At 58.0% G+C, this 16,772-nt stretch carries 22 protein-coding genes; 7 read left to right on the top strand and 15 right to left on the bottom strand.

Annotated features, from left to right (window positions below):
- Window positions 1–35 precede the first annotated feature (35 nt).
- Complete coding sequence (locus K3754_RS03130) at window positions 36–395, top strand: helix-turn-helix domain-containing protein (protein ID WP_025046922.1); 360 nt, start codon at window positions 36–38, stop codon at window positions 393–395.
- A gap of 44 nt (window positions 396–439) precedes the next feature.
- Here K3754_RS03130 and K3754_RS03125 read toward each other — a convergent pair whose 3' ends face one another.
- Window positions 440–1,204 carry a sulfite exporter TauE/SafE family protein gene (locus tag K3754_RS03125; protein WP_259943217.1) on the bottom strand — a complete coding sequence of 255 codons (765 nt, stop codon included), beginning with the start codon at window positions 1,202–1,204 and terminating at the stop codon, window positions 440–442.
- A 145-nt stretch (window positions 1,205–1,349) separates the two neighbouring features.
- Here K3754_RS03125 and K3754_RS03120 point away from each other — a divergent pair, with 145 nt between their 5' ends.
- Window positions 1,350–3,035 carry an acyl-CoA dehydrogenase family protein gene (locus K3754_RS03120; RefSeq protein WP_259940904.1) on the top strand — a complete coding sequence of 562 codons (1,686 nt, stop codon included), beginning with the start codon at window positions 1,350–1,352 and terminating at the stop codon, window positions 3,033–3,035.
- A gap of 36 nt (window positions 3,036–3,071) precedes the next feature.
- Here K3754_RS03120 and K3754_RS03115 read toward each other — a convergent pair whose 3' ends face one another.
- Window positions 3,072–3,437 carry a hypothetical protein gene (locus K3754_RS03115; RefSeq protein WP_203209080.1) on the bottom strand — a complete coding sequence of 122 codons (366 nt, stop codon included), beginning with the start codon at window positions 3,435–3,437 and terminating at the stop codon, window positions 3,072–3,074.
- 78 nt (window positions 3,438–3,515) lie between these two features.
- Between K3754_RS03115 and K3754_RS03110 the strand changes: the two genes are divergently transcribed.
- A complete protein-coding gene (locus tag K3754_RS03110) occupies window positions 3,516–4,070 on the top strand; it encodes a TetR/AcrR family transcriptional regulator (protein WP_203240794.1) in 555 nt (184 codons plus the stop codon).
- Window positions 4,067–4,501 carry an META domain-containing protein gene (locus tag K3754_RS03105; RefSeq protein ID WP_259940899.1) on the top strand — a complete coding sequence of 145 codons (435 nt, stop codon included), beginning with the start codon at window positions 4,067–4,069 and terminating at the stop codon, window positions 4,499–4,501. The genes K3754_RS03110 and K3754_RS03105 overlap by 4 nt, the downstream gene beginning before the upstream one ends.
- Here K3754_RS03105 and recO read toward each other — a convergent pair.
- From recO to folK, 12 genes are all read right to left on the bottom strand, one after another.
- Window positions 4,476–5,210: a DNA repair protein RecO gene (gene recO / locus K3754_RS03100; protein ID WP_203209082.1), complete on the bottom strand. Its 735-nt coding sequence runs from the start codon at window positions 5,208–5,210 to the stop codon at window positions 4,476–4,478. The genes K3754_RS03105 and recO overlap by 26 nt on opposite strands.
- Window positions 5,210–5,539: a DUF1491 family protein gene (locus tag K3754_RS03095; protein ID WP_203209083.1), complete on the bottom strand. Its 330-nt coding sequence runs from the start codon at window positions 5,537–5,539 to the stop codon at window positions 5,210–5,212. The genes recO and K3754_RS03095 overlap by 1 nt, the downstream gene beginning before the upstream one ends.
- An 84-nt stretch (window positions 5,540–5,623) precedes the next feature.
- Complete coding sequence (era, locus tag K3754_RS03090) at window positions 5,624–6,532, bottom strand: GTPase Era (protein WP_259940897.1); 909 nt, start codon at window positions 6,530–6,532, stop codon at window positions 5,624–5,626.
- A complete protein-coding gene (rnc, locus tag K3754_RS03085; RefSeq protein WP_203209085.1) occupies window positions 6,529–7,215 on the bottom strand; it encodes a ribonuclease III in 687 nt (228 codons plus the stop codon). Before rnc ends, era begins: the two co-directional genes overlap by 4 nt.
- A complete protein-coding gene (lepB, locus tag K3754_RS03080; protein ID WP_203209086.1) occupies window positions 7,212–8,048 on the bottom strand; it encodes a signal peptidase I in 837 nt (278 codons plus the stop codon). The genes rnc and lepB overlap by 4 nt, the downstream gene beginning before the upstream one ends.
- Window positions 8,049–8,159: 111 nt before the next feature.
- A complete protein-coding gene (gene acpS, locus K3754_RS03075) occupies window positions 8,160–8,561 on the bottom strand; it encodes a holo-ACP synthase (RefSeq protein WP_203209087.1) in 402 nt (133 codons plus the stop codon).
- A gap of 9 nt (window positions 8,562–8,570) precedes the next feature.
- On the bottom strand, window positions 8,571–9,011 hold the full coding sequence (locus tag K3754_RS03070) for a hypothetical protein (protein ID WP_259940893.1): 441 nt from the start codon (window positions 9,009–9,011) through the stop codon (window positions 8,571–8,573).
- A 2-nt stretch (window positions 9,012–9,013) separates the two neighbouring features.
- Window positions 9,014–9,769, bottom strand: coding sequence for a pyridoxine 5'-phosphate synthase (locus K3754_RS03065; protein WP_203209089.1), 756 nt, complete (start codon window positions 9,767–9,769; stop codon window positions 9,014–9,016).
- Window positions 9,770–9,803: 34 nt separating this feature from the next.
- Complete coding sequence (locus tag K3754_RS03060) at window positions 9,804–10,460, bottom strand: DUF2062 domain-containing protein (protein ID WP_025046934.1); 657 nt, start codon at window positions 10,458–10,460, stop codon at window positions 9,804–9,806.
- A 35-nt stretch (window positions 10,461–10,495) separates the two neighbouring features.
- Window positions 10,496–12,646 carry a bifunctional (p)ppGpp synthetase/guanosine-3',5'-bis(diphosphate) 3'-pyrophosphohydrolase gene (locus tag K3754_RS03055; protein WP_259940889.1) on the bottom strand — a complete coding sequence of 717 codons (2,151 nt, stop codon included), beginning with the start codon at window positions 12,644–12,646 and terminating at the stop codon, window positions 10,496–10,498.
- 37 nt (window positions 12,647–12,683) lie between these two features.
- Window positions 12,684–13,037: a DNA-directed RNA polymerase subunit omega gene (gene rpoZ / locus K3754_RS03050; protein ID WP_025043502.1), complete on the bottom strand. Its 354-nt coding sequence runs from the start codon at window positions 13,035–13,037 to the stop codon at window positions 12,684–12,686.
- A gap of 72 nt (window positions 13,038–13,109) precedes the next feature.
- Entirely contained in the window at window positions 13,110–13,721 is a 612-nt protein-coding gene (gene folK, locus K3754_RS03045) for a 2-amino-4-hydroxy-6-hydroxymethyldihydropteridine diphosphokinase (RefSeq protein WP_203209091.1), read from the bottom strand.
- A 127-nt stretch (window positions 13,722–13,848) separates the two neighbouring features.
- Between folK and K3754_RS03040 the strand changes: the two genes are divergently transcribed.
- Both K3754_RS03040 and K3754_RS03035 read left to right on the top strand, forming a co-directional pair.
- Window positions 13,849–14,403 (top strand): NYN domain-containing protein, encoded by a 555-nt coding sequence (locus K3754_RS03040; RefSeq protein ID WP_203209092.1) that lies wholly within the window; start codon window positions 13,849–13,851, stop codon window positions 14,401–14,403.
- Window positions 14,404–14,582: 179 nt separating this feature from the next.
- Window positions 14,583–15,302: a LuxR family transcriptional regulator gene (locus tag K3754_RS03035; protein ID WP_259940879.1), complete on the top strand. Its 720-nt coding sequence runs from the start codon at window positions 14,583–14,585 to the stop codon at window positions 15,300–15,302.
- Here K3754_RS03035 and K3754_RS03030 read toward each other — a convergent pair.
- Window positions 15,299–16,183, bottom strand: a complete 885-nt coding sequence (locus K3754_RS03030; RefSeq protein WP_259940877.1) for a DMT family transporter — start codon at window positions 16,181–16,183, stop codon at window positions 15,299–15,301. The genes K3754_RS03035 and K3754_RS03030 overlap by 4 nt on opposite strands.
- Before the next feature lie 95 nt (window positions 16,184–16,278).
- Here K3754_RS03030 and K3754_RS03025 point away from each other — a divergent pair, with 95 nt between their 5' ends.
- Window positions 16,279–16,758 (top strand): MarR family winged helix-turn-helix transcriptional regulator, encoded by a 480-nt coding sequence (locus tag K3754_RS03025; RefSeq protein ID WP_203209095.1) that lies wholly within the window; start codon window positions 16,279–16,281, stop codon window positions 16,756–16,758.
- Window positions 16,759–16,772 lie beyond the last annotated feature (14 nt).

Raw genomic sequence — 16,772 nt, 5'->3', positions numbered from 1 at the left:
TCGCGATCAATGTCAGGCACAACCAGAGGTTTTTTATGTCACATCCAGTCGATATTCACGTTGGCCGCAAGCTGAAGCAGATCCGCACATTGCGGCGCCTGTCCCAGACCGACGTCGCCAAGAAGCTGAACCTGTCTTTCCAGCAGATTCAAAAATACGAGATCGGTTCGAACCGGGTCGCTGCAAGCCGCCTTTTTGAATTGGCTCAAATCCTTGATGTTCCGCCGTCCTACTTCTTCGAAGGTCTGCACGACAACAACAACGCCGCCCCTGCCCAAGACGCCGGGATGGAGATCGTGACCGCACTTGCCGCGATCAAAGACGAAGCGGTCAAAACCCGCATCAAAACCTTCATTGAAGACGTTTCAGGCGTCACCGTCGCACGGCGCGGCTAGATCTGGGGCGCAACAGCGACCCCAAAAAGGTCGGCCCAAGCGCTCTAGAACAGAGCGCGGCGTACCAAATTTGCACCAGCAAACAGCAGGACAATCAACGTAGACCGCCGGAAGATCTTTTGATCTATCCGGTCGGAGACGCGTCCGCCCAGCCACATGCCAAACAACGCAGGCGGCAGAAGGGCCAGCGAAAATGGCAACGTCTCGGCACGCAGTACACCTGACCCGAGATGTGCGCCAAACAGCGCCAACGCCCCCCCGCTGTAAATCACCCCCTGAATGCGCATCTGGTCCTGTTTTGCGGTCTCAAGCGCAGTCAGATACATCACAGTTGGCGGCCCCCAGACACCGGACAGCCCTCCGATAAGGCCCGCAATTGCCCCGATCACCGCTTCAACCGCCGCAGACTGGCCAGAGAGACGTAACGTCACTCCAAGAAGCTGGATCAGCACGAACACCATAACCGGCACCCCGATCAGCAGTTGCAGGGTCTCAACCGGCACAGTCCGAACCATCTGCGCGGATGTCACAAGAGCAATCCCGCCAACGGCGAGAAACACACGAAACGCTTTGATTGATTGCCAGGCGGCCCCAACCCCTTGCCTCAGGGACTGAACCGTATTGGCGACGAGCGTGGGAATGATCAGACCTGCCAGCGCATATTCCGGCGCGATAAAGGTGGTCAGCCCCGAAATGATGACCAAAGGCATCGCAAACCCCACAACACCTTTTACGAATCCGCCAAAAGCCGCGATCAACAGGGCAAGCGACAAGGTGGCGGGCGTCAAAAAGGGAAAAATCGCATCCATGCGTCTACATAACACCTCTGGTTTTCGCTGCACCCGCAATTTCGCCGCGTAATTTTCGAACAAAATGTCACATTCAAACGTATCTTTGTTGCGCTGCAACTGCGAAAGAGATATGCCGTGGCCAAGCAAAAAGAGGATCAGAAACATGGCTCATGATGGTCAGGACGTGACAATGCACACTTCGATTATTCTCGACAACCTGTTGGAACTGACGGCTGCTGCGGTTGGTCCGGTTGACGCGGTTCTGGAAAAAGCGGTTACATCCGTCCGCGCCCTGGTCAGTGCCGATGGCCGCGTTTCTGCTGCGCTTATTGAGCAACATCAAACAGCTGCGCATGGTTTGGCATGGCTTGCGACCTACGCACAGGCGCTACGGCAAATGCAAAAATGGGCCGAAAAGTTGTCCGGTGAGGGTCGCTTTGGCGAGACCGAGCAACTGATCCACCAGATCGCCTTTGGTGAATACCTCTGGCAGATCTACGGCGGCATCCAGATGAATCAGGGGGAAATGCTGCGCCTGCAAGATCTTGGACTGTCCCAAGACGACATGCGCGACATGATGGACCCCGCCATCATGGCCCTGACCCAAGGTGGCAACACCCAGAATGCCCGCACCCGCTTGGTCGAGCTGATGCAGGAACATTCCGCAAATATCACCGTCGGCGCGAGTGGTCTTGACGAAGAGCTAGAGATGATCCGTGAACAATTCCGCCGCTATGCAGTGGAGAAGGTTGAACCCTTTGCCCACGATTGGCATCTCAATGATGAGCTGATCCCGATGGAGGTTATCAATGAGCTGGCCGAGATGGGCGTCTTTGGCCTCACCATTCCTGAAGAATACGGCGGGTTTGGCCTGTCCAAAGCTTCCATGTGCGTGGTCTCCGAAGAACTCTCGCGCGGCTATATCGGTGTTGGTTCGCTCGGCACCCGTTCCGAGATTGCGGCGGAACTGATAATCGCAGGCGGCACGGACGAGCAAAAAACCAAATGGTTGCCCCGCATTGCCTCTGCCGAAACCCTGCCCACGGCCGTCTTTACAGAACCGAACACCGGCTCCGATCTGGGCTCCCTCCGAACCCGCGCCGTGAAAGAGGGCGACAACTACAAGATAACCGGCAACAAGACCTGGATCACCCATGCCGCCCGCACCCATGTGATGACATTGCTGGCCCGCACCGATCCGAACACAACCGATTATCGCGGGTTGTCCATGTTCCTGGCGGAAAAGACCCCCGGCACCGATGAAGACCCCTTCCCGACCGAAGGCATGACCGGCGGCGAGATCGAAGTGCTCGGCTATCGCGGTATGAAAGAATACGAACTGGGCTTTGACGGGTTTGAGGTTAAAGGCGAGAACCTTCTTGGCGGTGAAGAGGGCAAGGGTTTCAAGCAATTGATGGAGACCTTTGAAAGCGCCCGAATCCAGACCGCGGCCCGCGCCATCGGCGTGGCGCAATCAGCGTTGGATATTTCGATGCAATATGCGCAGGACCGCAAGCAATTCGGCAAGGCGCTGATCAACTTCCCGCGTGTGTCGTCCAAACTGGCAATGATGGCGGTGGAATTGATGGTTGCCCGCCAATTGACCTATTTCTCCGCCTTTGAAAAAGACGAGGGGCGCCGCTGCGACGTTGAGGCAGGCATGGCCAAATTGCTGGGCGCCCGTGTCGCCTGGGCGGCGGCGGACAATGGTCTGCAAATCCACGGCGGCAACGGCTTTGCGCTGGAATACAAAATCAGCCGCGTTTTGTGTGACGCCCGCATCCTGAATATCTTTGAAGGTGCGGCAGAAATTCAGGCGCAGGTCATCTCACGCCGTCTTTTGGGCTAAACTGGCGGGGCGGATCACTCCGCCCCGGCCAAGGATTTACCCGTAGACCGCCCAAAGGCTGAGCGCGGGTATGCCCAAAAAGATGATCCATTGTGGCATCTGTTTGAGATTGCCAAGCCGGCCCATGCCATAAGCAATAAACAATCCGGCAAACCCGATCTGCACGGCACATATCATCCAAAGCAAGGCTGGGTTAGGCACATAGGCCAGCCAGGCCAAACCCGCTGCCATCAGTAACAACATCACAGTGATACCGTGCCAAACCACATCGGCAACGGCCTTGACCGGCTTGCTCAAGTCGGATTGGCGAATGGGTGTCATAATTTCAGGACCGCCCGCAAACACATGAATGGCGCTGGTCAGCAGCATTAGAAAGGCGGCAATCATCAAAGCAACGGACATCTGGCTTCTCCTTATCCATACGCCAGCGTATGTTGCATATCTCCTTGCCGTCGTCAATACGGTGGCGTATGGTAAATCATGCCCAAACCAAACCGCCTCACCTCTGAAAATTGGATTGCTGCTGGCTTTCTTTCCTTGGCCCAGAATGGTCCGAAATCCCTGCGAGCGGAGCCTCTGGCGCGCAGCCTGAAAACCACAAAAGGTTCATTTTATTGGCATTTTGCGGACGTTCCGGCGTTTCATCAGGCCATGTTGACCCTTTGGGAGGATCGCGCCTTTTCCAGCATCGTTGCAGAATTGGACACCATGCCGGACCCAAGGCAACGCCTGCGGGCTTTGGGACAAATTGCTGCAGTTTCTGCACCCGAGGAAATGGGCGGGCAAGACCTTGAACCCGCCATCCGTGCCTGGGGCCGCGACGATACAAATGTCGCCGAGGCCATTGCGCGGGTTGACGCCAAGCGCGAGGGCTACCTTGCCGATCAACTGGCGCAGCTGGGCCTCTCCAACCCCGCTTTTGCCCGCATCATCTATGCCGCCTATGTGGGAGGCGATGATCTGTGCAGCCGCGATGGCAGCGATCCCGCTCCGGCGTTGACCACCTTGATTGATCTTATCCTCGCCTTGGAATGACCCTTGCAGTGGCCAAACGCCAATCCTACCTGAATAGAATGAAATGGATTGCCGCCCTTATCCCGCTCAGCTTGGTCGCAGGCTGTTTTGCCGACGAAACACTGCGCGGACACGGTGCGGCAGATAAAATCTGGGTGCTGGCAGAGGCGCGGGATTTTACCGCCACGCCAAGTATCACGCTGACATTCCCCGAACAGGGGCGCATTGTGGGTCAAGCCCCCTGCAACAGCTACGGTACCACGATGGACGTGCCCTACCCCTGGTTTGAGACCGGGCCGATTGCCGCGACCAAACGCGCCTGCCCTGAGTTGGAGACCGAGGTCGCTTTTTTCGACGCACTTGGCTCTGCCACACTGTCCGAGGTGTTTGGCAACACCTTGATGCTTTCGGATGATGATGGAATGCTTATGGTTTTCCGCTCAGACGGCTGAACGCTTCAACATACCGCGCACGCGCTTCGGGCAAGGGCTTACCGCCCAGATCCTGCGCCAGATGTGACTTCAGGAAATACCCAGTGGTTTTGAAGGCCTGCATAATCTGCGCCGCCTTCCCGTCGCCCTCGCCCCGCAAAACAGGCGGCAGTGGCAACAGACGATCCGCCCATTCTCCTGCACCTTTGGCGGAAACCGCCCTGCCCGATTTGGGCGAAACATAGATCAAATCCTCGGTTGATCCCGTCACGGCGCAAACCGTCAGATCGAGCCCATAGCCCATGTCTTCCAGCAAGGTCAGTTCCCAATGCAGATAGGCCAAAGGCCAAACGGTGTCTTCCCCCAGCAAATCCAATAACGCCTCTGTGCGTTGATAAAGCGCTAAGTGCGGCTCCCGCTCCGGCAGGCAGAACGACAACAGTGCTGTCACCGTGTTCAGCCCCGCCAGCGCCATCCGGTCGCCCATCGCCGCAGCAGCGCGGCTGCGCACCGGCTCAACCGTGAAACTGCCAATATGGTCTTCCAAACGCGCCCGCCAGGCCACGTCAAGCTGCGCACCCGGTTGCAGGATCGGCGCAATTTTGCGGCTGGTGCCACCGCGCACCACGCCCATATGGCGGCCCTGCTGGGGCGTGAACATCTCAATAATGGCCGAGGTTTCCCCATGGCGGCGCGTGCTTAGCAATATGCCCTGATCGCGCCATTCCATCAGCCAAGCCCCTCTTCATCCAACAGATGCCGGCCCTGCCTGTCCTCGACCTCAATCACCCAGATATCCGGATCAAACCCGCGCTGCCGTGCAATGGCCTCGTCTACCTCGGCCTCTTCCCCGCTGCTGAGTTCAATCCAGCGCCGCTCGCCGCTCATCAGGTCAAAAGACCGCTGAAACACCATTGCGCGACCATCCAGCGTGGACAATTTCACCAGAACCGCACCGCCCGTGTCGTCGCCATGAGCCACCACAAAGGCCGGGATATCCTGAAACCGCAAACGCGCAAGATAGGCATCAACCCAAAACCGAGAGGTCAGTCGCGCCATCTGCGGCCCCTCTTCCTTTGGCCAAAGAAACTCAATCCGCCGGTGTAACCCCCGCAGGCGTGAAAAATGTCAGAGCTTGCCCGCTCAGCCATTCCCATCTTTGAAATCCAAACCCATCTCAGAATAGCGTTCCGCATCATCCAGCCAGTTTGGCCGCACTTTGACTTGTAAGAAAAGGTGCACTTTGCGGCCAAGGAATTCTTCCAATTCTTCCCGCGCGGCCTTGCTCACCGATTTGATGGTCTCACCTTTATGGCCAAGCACGATCCCCTTGTGACCGTCGCGGACCACGTAAATCAATTGATCAATCTTGGCAGACCCGTCTTTGCGCTCTTCCCAATTTTCGGTCTCGACCGTCATCTGGTACGGCAATTCCTGATGCAGCCGCAGCGTCAGCTTTTCGCGGGTCATTTCGGCGGCAATCATCCGCATTGGCAGATCGGCGATCTGGTCTTCTGGGTAAAGCCACGGTCCTTCCGGCAGCACGCCCGCCAGATAGCGCCGCAGTACATCAACGCCATGCCCCCGTTCGGCCGAGATCATGAATGTTTCTTCGAAATCGAACCGTGCATTCAGATCCTGGCTGAGACCCAGCAACACCGGCGCTTCGACCTTGTCGATCTTGTTGATGGCCAAAGCCACGCGTCGCCCCTCGCCGATATCGGCAAGCCCTTCAAGAATACGCTCCACGCCTTCGGTAACACCGCGATGCGCTTCGATCAGCAAGACAACGACGTCCGCATCCGCAGCTCCGCCCCATGCAGCGGCCACCATCGCACGGTCAAGACGGCGACGTGGCTGAAAAAGGCCGGGCGTGTCAACAAAAACGATCTGCGCATCCCCCTCCATCGCGACGCCGCGAATGCGGGCACGGGTGGTCTGCACTTTATGTGTGACGATACTGACCTTGGCCCCAACCATACGGTTGAGCAAAGTGGATTTGCCTGCGTTAGGCTCTCCGATCAGGGCGACGAAACCGGCGCGGGTGGTCATTTGTTTTTCTCCAACTGCGCCAGCAAACTTGTGGCGGCAGCCTGCTCGGCTGCACGTTTTGATGAGGCGGTGGCACTTGCCTCAGCCCCGTTGTCCAGACGCGCTGCAATGGTAAACACCGGCGCATGGTCCGGTCCGCTGCGGGCGGTGGTGACGTATTTTGGTGGCGCCAGCTTGCGCGCCTGCGCCCATTCCTGCAAGGCGGTCTTGGCATCGCGGGCGTCCTCTTCGACGGTTTCGATCCGCCCGCCCCAAAGCCGAAGCACCAGCCCCTTGGCCGCATCAAAGCCGGCATCCAGGTAAACCGCAGCAATCACGGCCTCAATCGCATCACCAAGCAGCGCCTGTTTGCGCCGCCCCCCCGATAGCATCTCGGATCGGCCAAGCTTGAGCACTGTGCCCAGATCAATCTCGCGGGCCACATCCGCGCAGGTCTCCTTGCGCACCAGCGCGTTAAATCGTGGGGCCAACTGCCCCTCGGTCGCACCGGGGTCCAGCGCCAGCAGCGCCTCGGCCATGACAAGGCCCAAGACCCGATCGCCCAGAAACTCAAGCCGCTGGTTGTCGTCGCGATTGGCCGAGGACATCGACGCATGGGTGACCGCCCGATTCAACAGCTCCGGCGCGGCAAAGTGGTGGCCAATCCGGCCTTCAAAGGCCTTGAGTTCGCCGCTCAGCTTCATTCGATGCCTTTAAAGAACCGGTCGCTGCGCCATGTCCAGAAGAACAACATCGACCGCCCGGCAGAGCTGAACATGATCCGGTCCGCACGGCCAATCAGGTTTTCATAAGGCACAAATCCGACGCCACCCGCCTGCTGGGCCAAACGGCTGTCTGCGGAATTGTCGCGGTTGTCACCCATAAAGAAGTAATGCCCTTCCGGCACGGTATAAACACCCGTGCGGTCGGACCCTTGGTTCGTGATATTCAAGATCGCGTGGCTGGACCCGCCGGGCAGCGTTTCGATCATGCGGCCTTTCTTGCACAGGCCGCCCTCGCCAACCGCGCCGTTTTCACAGCGCGGGCGCAACCGTTGCGGACCTTGCGGAGCCATGACCTCTTCAAAAGTGCCAGCCTCTTTCAGCTTCACCGCCTCGCCATTGATGTGCAAAACGCCAGCTTTCATCTGGATCTTGTCACCGGGCAAGCCAGTCAGCCGTTTGATGTAGTCACGCCCTGAAACCGGATGGCGGAACACCACAACATCGCCGCGCTCAGGCTCGCCACCAAACAGGCGCGTATTGTCACCGTCAAAGGCACCGCAGATGTCCTTGGCATCCACTTCGATGCCAAACCGCGGCATCATCAGACTTGGGCAAGAGGCATAGGAATAACCATAAGCCATTTTGTTCACAAAGAGGAAATCGCCAATAAGCAGTGTCTCTTTCATCGATCCTGACGGAATCCAGAACGGCTGAAAGAACAGCGTCCGGAACACGCCCGCGATCAGCAGGGCATAAACAATGGTCTTGATCGTTTCGACAAAACCGTTGTCTGTCTTTTCCTTCTCGGCCATGCGGCGCAATCCTTCATTCGTGGGTGTGGGGTACATGCGGGGCGATGCCCCCACTGTCAAGGGAATGACGCCCGCATCGGCGGTCTGCCGTGGCGCCTCTTGCCTTTGTGATCAGGTCAGAGGCCGCGCTTCGATCACCACAAAGGCCTGTGCCCAGGGATGATCGTCCGTCAGGGTCACATGGATGATCGCCTCGTGCCCAGGCGGCGTCATGCTGTCCAATCGGTCTTTCGCCCAGCCTGTGACCTCCATCACCGGTTGCCCCGTGCGCAGATTGCTGACTGCCATGTCTCGCCAGCTGATCCCCATGCGCAGCCCCGTGCCCAGCGCCTTGGAACAGGCCTCTTTGGCGGCCCAGCGTTTCGCGTAGGTACCTGCAATGTCTTTGCGGCGTTCGGCCTTACGCTGTTCGACTTCGGTAAACACCCGATTGCGGAACCTGTCGCCAAACCGGTCCAGAGTGCCCTGAATGCGTTCGATATTGGCCAGATCTGTGCCTATCCCAAGGATCATCTGCGACTCCTATCGCGCCTGCCAGGCTTGCAACCGGGCAAGATCGATCCGCCAACGGGTTGGCACAGTCGGGCAGCAGCGCGGATCATTCGGCCCCGGCATCGTTGTTGTCATCATCGCAAAGCCACCCTCGAAGACTACATCCCTCGGGTTGTGACCAAAGAGATCGGCCACTGGCCCTGCAAACCCCCACTGGCCGCCAGATGGACGCAGGAACAGGCCAACCGCGATGGTCGTGTTTCCTGCGGACCCCGCGATATGTTCATAGACCACACCAAAGGCCGCCGTGGCCTGTGCGGGATCAATGGAATTGGGCAACCAATAGGACGTCTCTGCTCTGCCGCTGCGGGTCAAATGCGAAAACAGCAGCACATCAAGATTGCCCCAGCCTTCTGCCGCTACGGGCAAGCCCGCAACGCAGATCGCGGCAGAGAGCAAAAGTCCCTTCATCCTCACACCGGATCGCGCGCGTCATCCATCAGGCGGCGCATCTCGGCAATCGCAGGCTCCAGCCCGAGGAAGATCGCCTCACCAATCAGGAAATGCCCGATATTCAGCTCCCTCACTTCGGGGAAGGCCGCGACTGGCGATACGGTGTCATAGGTCAAACCATGCCCCGCATGTACCTCCAAGCCCAATGAATGGGCAAAGGTCGACATCTCTTCAAGCTTTTTGAGCTCCGCCTGCGCTTCGGGCCAGCGGCCTTCGGAAAAGGCGTCACAATAGGCACCGGTGTGAAGTTCGATCACTTCCGCACCAATGCGGTTCGCCGCCTCGATCTGGCGTTGATCGGCGGCGATAAAAATAGACACACGGCTGCCGGCCTCGCGCAAAGGCGCGATGAAATGGGCCAGCTTGTTTTCCTCGCGGGCCACCTCCAAACCACCCTCGGTGGTGCGCTCTTCCCGCTTTTCCGGAACAATGCAAACCGCATGCGGCTTGTGGCGCAGGGCGATCTTCTGCATTTCGTCCGTGGCGGCCATTTCAAAATTCAAAGGCACCGACAGCACATCCATCAGCCCCTCGATATCGGCATCCGAGATGTGACGGCGGTCTTCGCGCAGATGCGCGGTGATCCCGTCCGCACCAGCTTTTTCCGCAATCTTGGCCGCCCGCAACGGATCAGGATATGCCCCGCCCCGCGCATTGCGTACTGTCGCCACGTGATCGATGTTCACACCCAGCCTAAGCTTTTCCTGCGATGCCATACCGCCCCCTTTGAATCAGTCAGTTAAAGGGAACCTAGTCCGCTTTGCGCTTGGCGTCAGCCTTATGTGCCGCTTTTTGTTTCAAAGCTTCGAATTTCGCTTTGATCAGACCGCGGCGGCGTTTTTGGTAGGCCCGCAAGAGCGGCACCATCAGGTAATAGCTGATCGTCGCGCAAATGATGCCGGGCAGGATGCCACCAATCATATAGGGATAAAAAACCTCATCCGCGAAAACCAGAATGCCGGTCCAATCGGTTTCTTCGTGGGTAAAGATCGCACGGAAATTCACCCACAGATCCGCGCCCGCATCGGCGAACTTACCCACGAAGGAACGATGTTCACCTTCGTGCATCCGCGTGCCCAAGATCCAGTGGCCGGTTTTGAGAGAGGCAATGCCAATCGGCACATAGGTCAGGGGATTGCCGAAAAACGTGCCCATCAAGGCGGCAAGGATATTGCCCTTCATGGTCCGTGCAATCAGCGCCGCAATGATGAAGTGAAACCCATAGAGCGGCGTAAACGAGGTAAAGACCCCGCCCCAGATCCCCCGCGCGATGCGTTCGGGACTGTCGGGCAGGCGCCGCATCCGGTGTTTGACGTAATGAAACGCCCGCGTCCAGCCACCGCGCGGCCAAAGAAACTCGGCCACCGCGCGCAATGTCGGCTTTGGATCGCGGCGCTTAAAGATCAAACCTGGCTTCCCTCGTGGTCACACGCGCACCTCGGTCACGCGCCTTTCTCAGCATGCTGCACCGCGTTTACATCCCGATACCTCGAAATGGCAGCGACTTCGCTCTCGGCTTCCAATGTGACCATCAGGGAGTGCAGATGCGCAACATCCCGCAGAGACACATAGATCAAAAGGCGGTAAAAATCCGGTTTGCGTTCTTGAAACTCAAGATCGGAGATATTGGCTCCGGCCTCACCGATCAAGGTGCAGATCCGCCCCAGAACCCCGGTTCCGTTGCCTATCGTCAGGTCAATCACCGCATCATAAACCGCCGGATGGTTGCCCTCGTGCCAGCGCAGGTCGATCCAGCGTTCGGGCTGGTCCTCATAGGCCGACAGGCGGTCACAATCGATGGAATGTACCGTAACACCCTGACCGCGGAACGTAATGCCGATGATCCGCTCTCCCGGCAGCGGGTGGCAACAGGGCGCACGGTCAAACGATTGCCCCGGCTCAAGGCCAACGACAGCGCGTGCCGTATCAACCTGTTCCCCCTTGCGCGGGCTCAGATCGGCATAGACCGCCTGCACCACGTCATGACCGGTGATCTCGGAGCTGCCAAGCTGCGCCAGCAAATCCTGCATCCCGTCAAGCCGCATGTTCTTCGCAGCGGTTCGCAAGACCTTGTCCGTCGCCTCTTTGCCGACATGGGCAAAGGCAGATCGCGCCAGTTCGCGGCCCAGTTTCACAAACCGTGCCCTGTCTTCTTCGCGTAGGGATCTGCGGATCGCAGATTTGGCTTTGCCCGTGGTCGCAATGTCCAGCCATGTCACCTGCGGGGTCTGGCCCTCAGCGCGGATGATCTCGATCGACTGGCCGTTCTTGACCCGCGTCCAAAGCGGCACGCGCATGCCGTCAACCTTGGCGCCCACGCAGGCATTTCCGATCCGCGTGTGGATTGCATAGGCAAAATCAATTGGCGTGGCCCCGCGGGGCAGTTTTACGACATCACCCTTGGGCGTAAAGCAGAACACCTGGTCGGCATACATTTCCAGTTTGACCGCTTCGAGGAAATCTTCGTGATCCTCTTCTGCGTCAAACTGTTCGGTCAGCTGTGCAATCCAGCGGGCCGGATCGACCGCAAAGGGGTTTTTCGACCGGACACCATCGCGGTACGACCAATGCGCCGCAACGCCAGTTTCGGCCACATCATGCATCTGCCGGGTGCGGATCTGCACCTCGACCCGCTTGCCATCGCGCCCTGACACGGTTGTATGAATGGACCGATAACCATTGGTCTTGGGCTGGCTGATGTAATCTTTGAACCGACCGGGCACCGCGAACCAGCGGCGATGGATGGTGCCCAACGTCCGGTAACAATCCTCTTCGGTATCCGTGATGATCCGAAAGCCGTAAATATCGGACAGCCGGCTGAAGCTCAGCTCCTTTTCCTGCATCTTGCGCCAGATTGAATAGGGCTTTTTGGCGCGGCCAAACACATCGGCCTCGATGCCCGCCTGTTCCAGCTCATGGCGCATGTCACCCGTGATCCGCTGGATCACATCGCCGGTTTCACGCTGCAAGGTGATGAAGCGGCGGATGATGCTGGCACGCCCCTCGGGGTTCAGCACACGAAACGCCAGATCCTCCAGCTCCTCGCGCATCCATTGCATGCCCATGCGGCCCGCAAGCGGCGCATAGATATCCATGGTCTCACGCGCCTTTTGCAGCTGCTTTTCAGGGCGCATCGACTTGATCGTGCGCATGTTGTGCAAACGGTCCGCCAGCTTGACCAAAATCACCCGCAGGTCTTTTGACATCGCCATAAAGAGCTTGCGAAAGTTCTCGGCTTGTTTGGTCTGGGTTGAGTTCAGCTGTAGATTGGTCAGCTTGGTCACACCATCGACCAGTTCTGCCACCTCATTGCCAAACAGTTTCTCAACCTCGGCATAAGACGCAGGCGTGTCTTCGATGGTGTCATGCAACAGCGCGGTAATGATCGTGGCATCATCCAACTGCTGTTCAGTCAGGATCGCGGCAACGGAAACGGGATGGGTGAAATAAGCCTCACCCGAATGGCGGAACTGTCCGTCATGCATCTTGGCCCCGTAATCAAAGGCCGCGCGGATCAGTTTTTCATTTGTTCTTGGATTGTAGCCCTGAACAAGGGCTACAAGATCATCGGCAGTGATTTCGGCGGTGTCCATGCCTGCTGCCTTCTTAGCGCCCTTGGGCGCGCGGGCCTTAGCCCTGCCCCTGTGCAGCCATCAACTGGCGCAGCAACATTTCTTCGGACATGCTGTCTTCTTCAGGCTTGTCCTGCTCGGCCCCCATAAGAAGCGCCATTGCGTCCTCTTCGGGTTCATCAACCTCGATCTGGTTCTGGTTGCTTTCGATCAGGCGCTCGCGCAGATCATCCGCAGACTGGGTTTCATCTGCAATCTCGCGCAGGGAGACAACGGGGTTCTTGTCGTTGTCGCGGTCCACTGTCACGGCGGACCCGGCAGAGATTTCACGCGCACGATGCGCCGCAAGCATCACCAGCTCAAAGCGGTTTGGAACTTTATCAACACAATCTTCTACTGTGACGCGGGCCATGGAATACTCCGTTCAGTCTATCGGATCTCAGAAGCAGGCTATCTAGGCCTCTTTTGTACGATATACAAGTCGCTATTGACAGAGCCGGACCTCTAATTTGTCCTCCTCAGGCAGGGCGTCAAGCATCTGCGCAACGCTGATCCCGAGGATCGGATGCACCCAGTCCGGCGCGATCTCTGCCAGCGGCACCAGGACAAACGCCCGATCCTGCATGCGTGGATGCGGCAGGATCAATCGGTCCGGCGTACTGCCCACCTGTTTCTCAAGCGGCATATCGCGCCATGTGGCATGGGTTTGCCGGTCCGGCAGGACGGTGCTGCCATAGGCGATCATATCCAGATCCATGGTGCGCTGACCCCACCTTTGCACCCTCTCGCGGCCCAGCTGCGCCTCAACCTCGTGCAACACCGCCAGCGTCTCGGCCGCGCCCCAAGGCACAGCTATCTCGGCGGTTGCATTGATATAGTCAGGTCCAGCCCCTGCGGGAAAGGCCGGAGTGTGATATAATGAACTTGTTTTTCGAATCACTGCCCCGCGTTTTTTCAGGGCTTCAAACGCTGCCAGCGTGGTTTCGACCGGCGTTCCCACCGATGACGTCAGGTTACCCCCAAGTGCAATTAGGACCAATTGATCTGAATTAAGCTGATTCCCGCCGTTTTCTTTGTCTTCTCGGTCTTGCAGCATGGTCAAAAATCCTTAGGAATGCGCCCCGGCCAATCGGGCGAGAATACTTCGGTCACGTACTGTTCTCATAAGCTACCTGCACATTGGATCAACAGCATGAGTGGCGGCACCGCCGAAAGGAAATCAAATGTTTTACAAGGATGAGCGTCTTGCGCTGTTCATTGACGGCTCAAACCTCTACGCAGCGGCCAAGACCCTTGGCTTCGATATCGACTATAAATTGCTGCGACAGGAGTTTGTCCGCCGCGGCAAAATGCTGCGTGCCTTTTATTATACCGCGCTGCTGGAGAATGACGAATATTCCCCGATCCGCCCATTGGTCGATTGGCTGAACTACAACGGCTTCACCATGGTGACCAAGCCGGCCAAGGAATACACCGACAGCATGGGCCGCCGCCGGGTCAAGGGCAACATGGACATCGAACTGGCCGTCAATGCGATGGAGCTTGCACCCCATGTAGACCACATCGTGATCTTCTCTGGCGATGGTGATTTCCGCCCGCTGGTCGAGAGCCTTCAACGTCAGGGCGTGCGCGTGTCGGTTGTTTCGACCATCCGCAGCCAGCCGCCGATGATCTCAGATGATCTGCGCCGCCAAGCCGACAATTTTATCGAACTGGAAGACCTCAAAGATGTCATCGGCCGCCCCCCTCGGGAACCAATGGGCGACGCCGAAGACTAATCTCAACTAAGTTATTGAAAAAACGCGCCAGAGGCGGATAAATGCTTCTGGCGCGTTTGCGTGCTGAAATTGTTCGGGAAGTAATCGCCGCGCATTGCTTTGCGACGCCCCATTAAGACTATACATATTTACAACCCTCACGCGATCCCCCGAAACGGGGGAGGGAGATATTAAACAGGATGCTTGTTGACCAAGCGACCAGGCTGGAGCAGATCCAGTGTACAGAAGCATTGTGGCTTGGCGTTGTCGAAACCTTCGCCAAAGCTGGCCTTAGTCATGCGGTCTACCTCACCGTCGGAGCCGAGTTTGACGCGCCTTTCATGCGCAGCACGATCCCCGGCCTTTATGACAATTACCCCCCGGAACGTGATCCGTTTCTACGCCATTCCTGCACCAGCTACGATATCCTCACCCTTGGTGCCGCCTATATCGACAGCCACCCCTATGTGAGCGAGACCGAACGGGCCTTTGTCGAACGCGCAGCCAAGGCGGGGCTCAATGCGGGCCTCGGCATTCCTGTGCGCCTCAAGGGATTCGACCGGTTTGGTGGTTTCATTGTTGGAAATGACCAGGACAGCAAGGGCTTTGATGCCAATATCCTGCCCCGTGCGGACGAATTGCGGTTGTTCTGTCACCTGATCCATCGCCGATTTGAAGATCTCGCCGCCGACTCATCTACCCCCCTGCCCAAGGCCTTTGATGACCTCAGCCCTCGCGAGCGTGAGATTGTTCTGCTCCTTGCCCGCGGATGCAGCAGACAGGAAGCCGCCGAGATTTGTGACATTTCGGTTCATACGGTTTCGGACTATGCCAAGGCCGCCTACCGCAAACTTGGTGTTCACAATCGCGCACAGGCCGCCGCATTGCTGCACGCGGCGGCCACAGGCCATCGAGGTTAGGCCGCCACCCTGCCGCTGGCGCTTGGACGTTCGGGACGACGCAAAGCATATTGTCCGGCAATCACACTGCCCAGCACGATGACCATGCCAAGCCCTTGAGCCGGGGTGAGTGTCTCCGACACAAAAAGCCACCCCAGAACCGTTGCACTGATCGGGCTCAGCAGACCCAGAACCGACACCGCGTCAGGCTGCAACCGCGCGATCCCGCGCAACCAGATCACATAGGTCAGGGCCGCACCGATCAGACCGAGATACCCAAGCCCGATCATATTGCTTGGGGTCAGCGTCGCCCAATCCGTGCTGGCAAAAGGCGCGAACGGCAGCAAGAGCAGTCCTCCTGCCGTCAATTGCCACGCCGTAAACGTCAGGGCTGGCACCGGCGGTTGCCATTTGCGGCTCAAGACCGTGCCCAGCGCCATAGAGGCAGAGCCCATGATCCCCGCAAGAAGGCCCAGACCGTCCAACTTTGCCTCGGGGGTCAAAATCAACAAGGCCACCCCAAGCACGCCCGCCCCGATGGCCAGCAATGACAGAGGCCGGATCGCTGTACCCAGCAGCCCACGTGCAGCAAATACCACGATAAGGGGCTGCAACGCCCCCATGACCGCAGCCACACCGCCCGGCAAGCGGTATGCGGCGTAGAACAGCAAGCTCCAGAAAATAGCGAAGTTCAACGCCCCCAGAACCAGCATACGCAACACCCAGATTCCCCTGGGAAGCTGCCGCACGATCAGCAACAGCAACAGCCCCGCAGGCAAGGCTCTGAGAAGAGAGATCGTCAGCGGATCAAGGTTCGGCAGAAACTGCGTTGTGACAATATAGCTGCTGCCCCAAATCGCAGGCGCCAGGGCAGTCAGCAAAAGGTCTGTTGTACGGGTCATGGTTTGGATCTCCATTATCTTGGTATAAAGAATCTTGATGTGGAGATAATAGAGAAAATCTTGACGTCAAGACATAACCGATGTTTTCTGCGCGGATGGACGACATTGACAAGATCAAAGCCCAATGGGCCAAGCAGCGGCCAGACCTGAACACCGACCCGATGGCGTTGATCGGGCGGATCTCACGGCTGTCGCACCACTTGAGCCAGGAAATGGGCAAAACCTTTGACGCGCATGGCCTGACCAGCGCGGGTTTTGATGTTTTGGCCACCTTGCTGCGCTCCGGCCCGCCGCATGCCCTTTCGCCCAATCAACTGCTCGCCACGATGATGGTCACATCTGGCACCATGACCCACCGCATTGATCTGCTTGAAAAAGACGGGCTGGTGCGCCGCATCCGCAACCCGGACGACAAACGCGGTGTGATGGTTGCCCTGACAGACAAAGGCAAACAAATCATCAATGCCGCCGTCACGGATCACGTGGCAACCCAAGCACGGCTGGTCTCGCATCTTGGGCCGGATCAGCAAAAGCAGCTCAACGCATTGCTCAAGGTGTTTCTCAACGGCCTGTAACACTTCCGTTTCCA

It is taken from the genome of Sulfitobacter sp. M368, assembly GCF_025141875.1.
Taxonomy (GTDB): Bacteria; Pseudomonadota; Alphaproteobacteria; order Rhodobacterales; family Rhodobacteraceae; genus Sulfitobacter; species Sulfitobacter mediterraneus_A.
The sequence above is the reverse complement of the archived record's forward strand: the minus strand, read 5'-3'. Positions and strand labels throughout refer to the sequence as shown.

Coding starts and splice junctions, on each gene's coding strand:
- K3754_RS03110 (WP_203240794.1), top strand. CDS start 3,516: ATGCCCAAACCAAACCGCCTCACCTCTGAAAATTGGATTGCTGCTGGC.
- K3754_RS03105 (WP_259940899.1), top strand. CDS start 4,067: ATGACCCTTGCAGTGGCCAAACGCCAATCCTACCTGAATAGAATGAAA.
- rnc (WP_203209085.1), bottom strand. CDS start 7,215: ATGAAGCTGAGCGGCGAACTCAAGGCCTTTGAAGGCCGGATTGGCCAC.
- K3754_RS03130 (WP_025046922.1), top strand. CDS start 36: ATGTCACATCCAGTCGATATTCACGTTGGCCGCAAGCTGAAGCAGATC.
- K3754_RS03055 (WP_259940889.1), bottom strand. CDS start 12,646: ATGGACACCGCCGAAATCACTGCCGATGATCTTGTAGCCCTTGTTCAG.
- K3754_RS03025 (WP_203209095.1), top strand. CDS start 16,279: ATGGACGACATTGACAAGATCAAAGCCCAATGGGCCAAGCAGCGGCCA.
- rpoZ (WP_025043502.1), bottom strand. CDS start 13,037: ATGGCCCGCGTCACAGTAGAAGATTGTGTTGATAAAGTTCCAAACCGC.
- K3754_RS03095 (WP_203209083.1), bottom strand. CDS start 5,539: ATGGCGCGACTGACCTCTCGGTTTTGGGTTGATGCCTATCTTGCGCGT.
- K3754_RS03040 (WP_203209092.1), top strand. CDS start 13,849: ATGTTTTACAAGGATGAGCGTCTTGCGCTGTTCATTGACGGCTCAAAC.
- K3754_RS03035 (WP_259940879.1), top strand. CDS start 14,583: ATGCTTGTTGACCAAGCGACCAGGCTGGAGCAGATCCAGTGTACAGAA.
- era (WP_259940897.1), bottom strand. CDS start 6,532: ATGACCACCCGCGCCGGTTTCGTCGCCCTGATCGGAGAGCCTAACGCA.
- recO (WP_203209082.1), bottom strand. CDS start 5,210: ATGGAATGGCGCGATCAGGGCATATTGCTAAGCACGCGCCGCCATGGG.
- K3754_RS03065 (WP_203209089.1), bottom strand. CDS start 9,769: ATGGCATCGCAGGAAAAGCTTAGGCTGGGTGTGAACATCGATCACGTG.
- K3754_RS03120 (WP_259940904.1), top strand. CDS start 1,350: ATGGCTCATGATGGTCAGGACGTGACAATGCACACTTCGATTATTCTC.
- folK (WP_203209091.1), bottom strand. CDS start 13,721: ATGCTGCAAGACCGAGAAGACAAAGAAAACGGCGGGAATCAGCTTAAT.
- K3754_RS03070 (WP_259940893.1), bottom strand. CDS start 9,011: ATGAAGGGACTTTTGCTCTCTGCCGCGATCTGCGTTGCGGGCTTGCCC.
- K3754_RS03125 (WP_259943217.1), bottom strand. CDS start 1,204: ATGGATGCGATTTTTCCCTTTTTGACGCCCGCCACCTTGTCGCTTGCC.
- lepB (WP_203209086.1), bottom strand. CDS start 8,048: ATGGCCGAGAAGGAAAAGACAGACAACGGTTTTGTCGAAACGATCAAG.
- acpS (WP_203209087.1), bottom strand. CDS start 8,561: ATGATCCTTGGGATAGGCACAGATCTGGCCAATATCGAACGCATTCAG.
- K3754_RS03115 (WP_203209080.1), bottom strand. CDS start 3,437: ATGTCCGTTGCTTTGATGATTGCCGCCTTTCTAATGCTGCTGACCAGC.
- K3754_RS03030 (WP_259940877.1), bottom strand. CDS start 16,183: ATGACCCGTACAACAGACCTTTTGCTGACTGCCCTGGCGCCTGCGATT.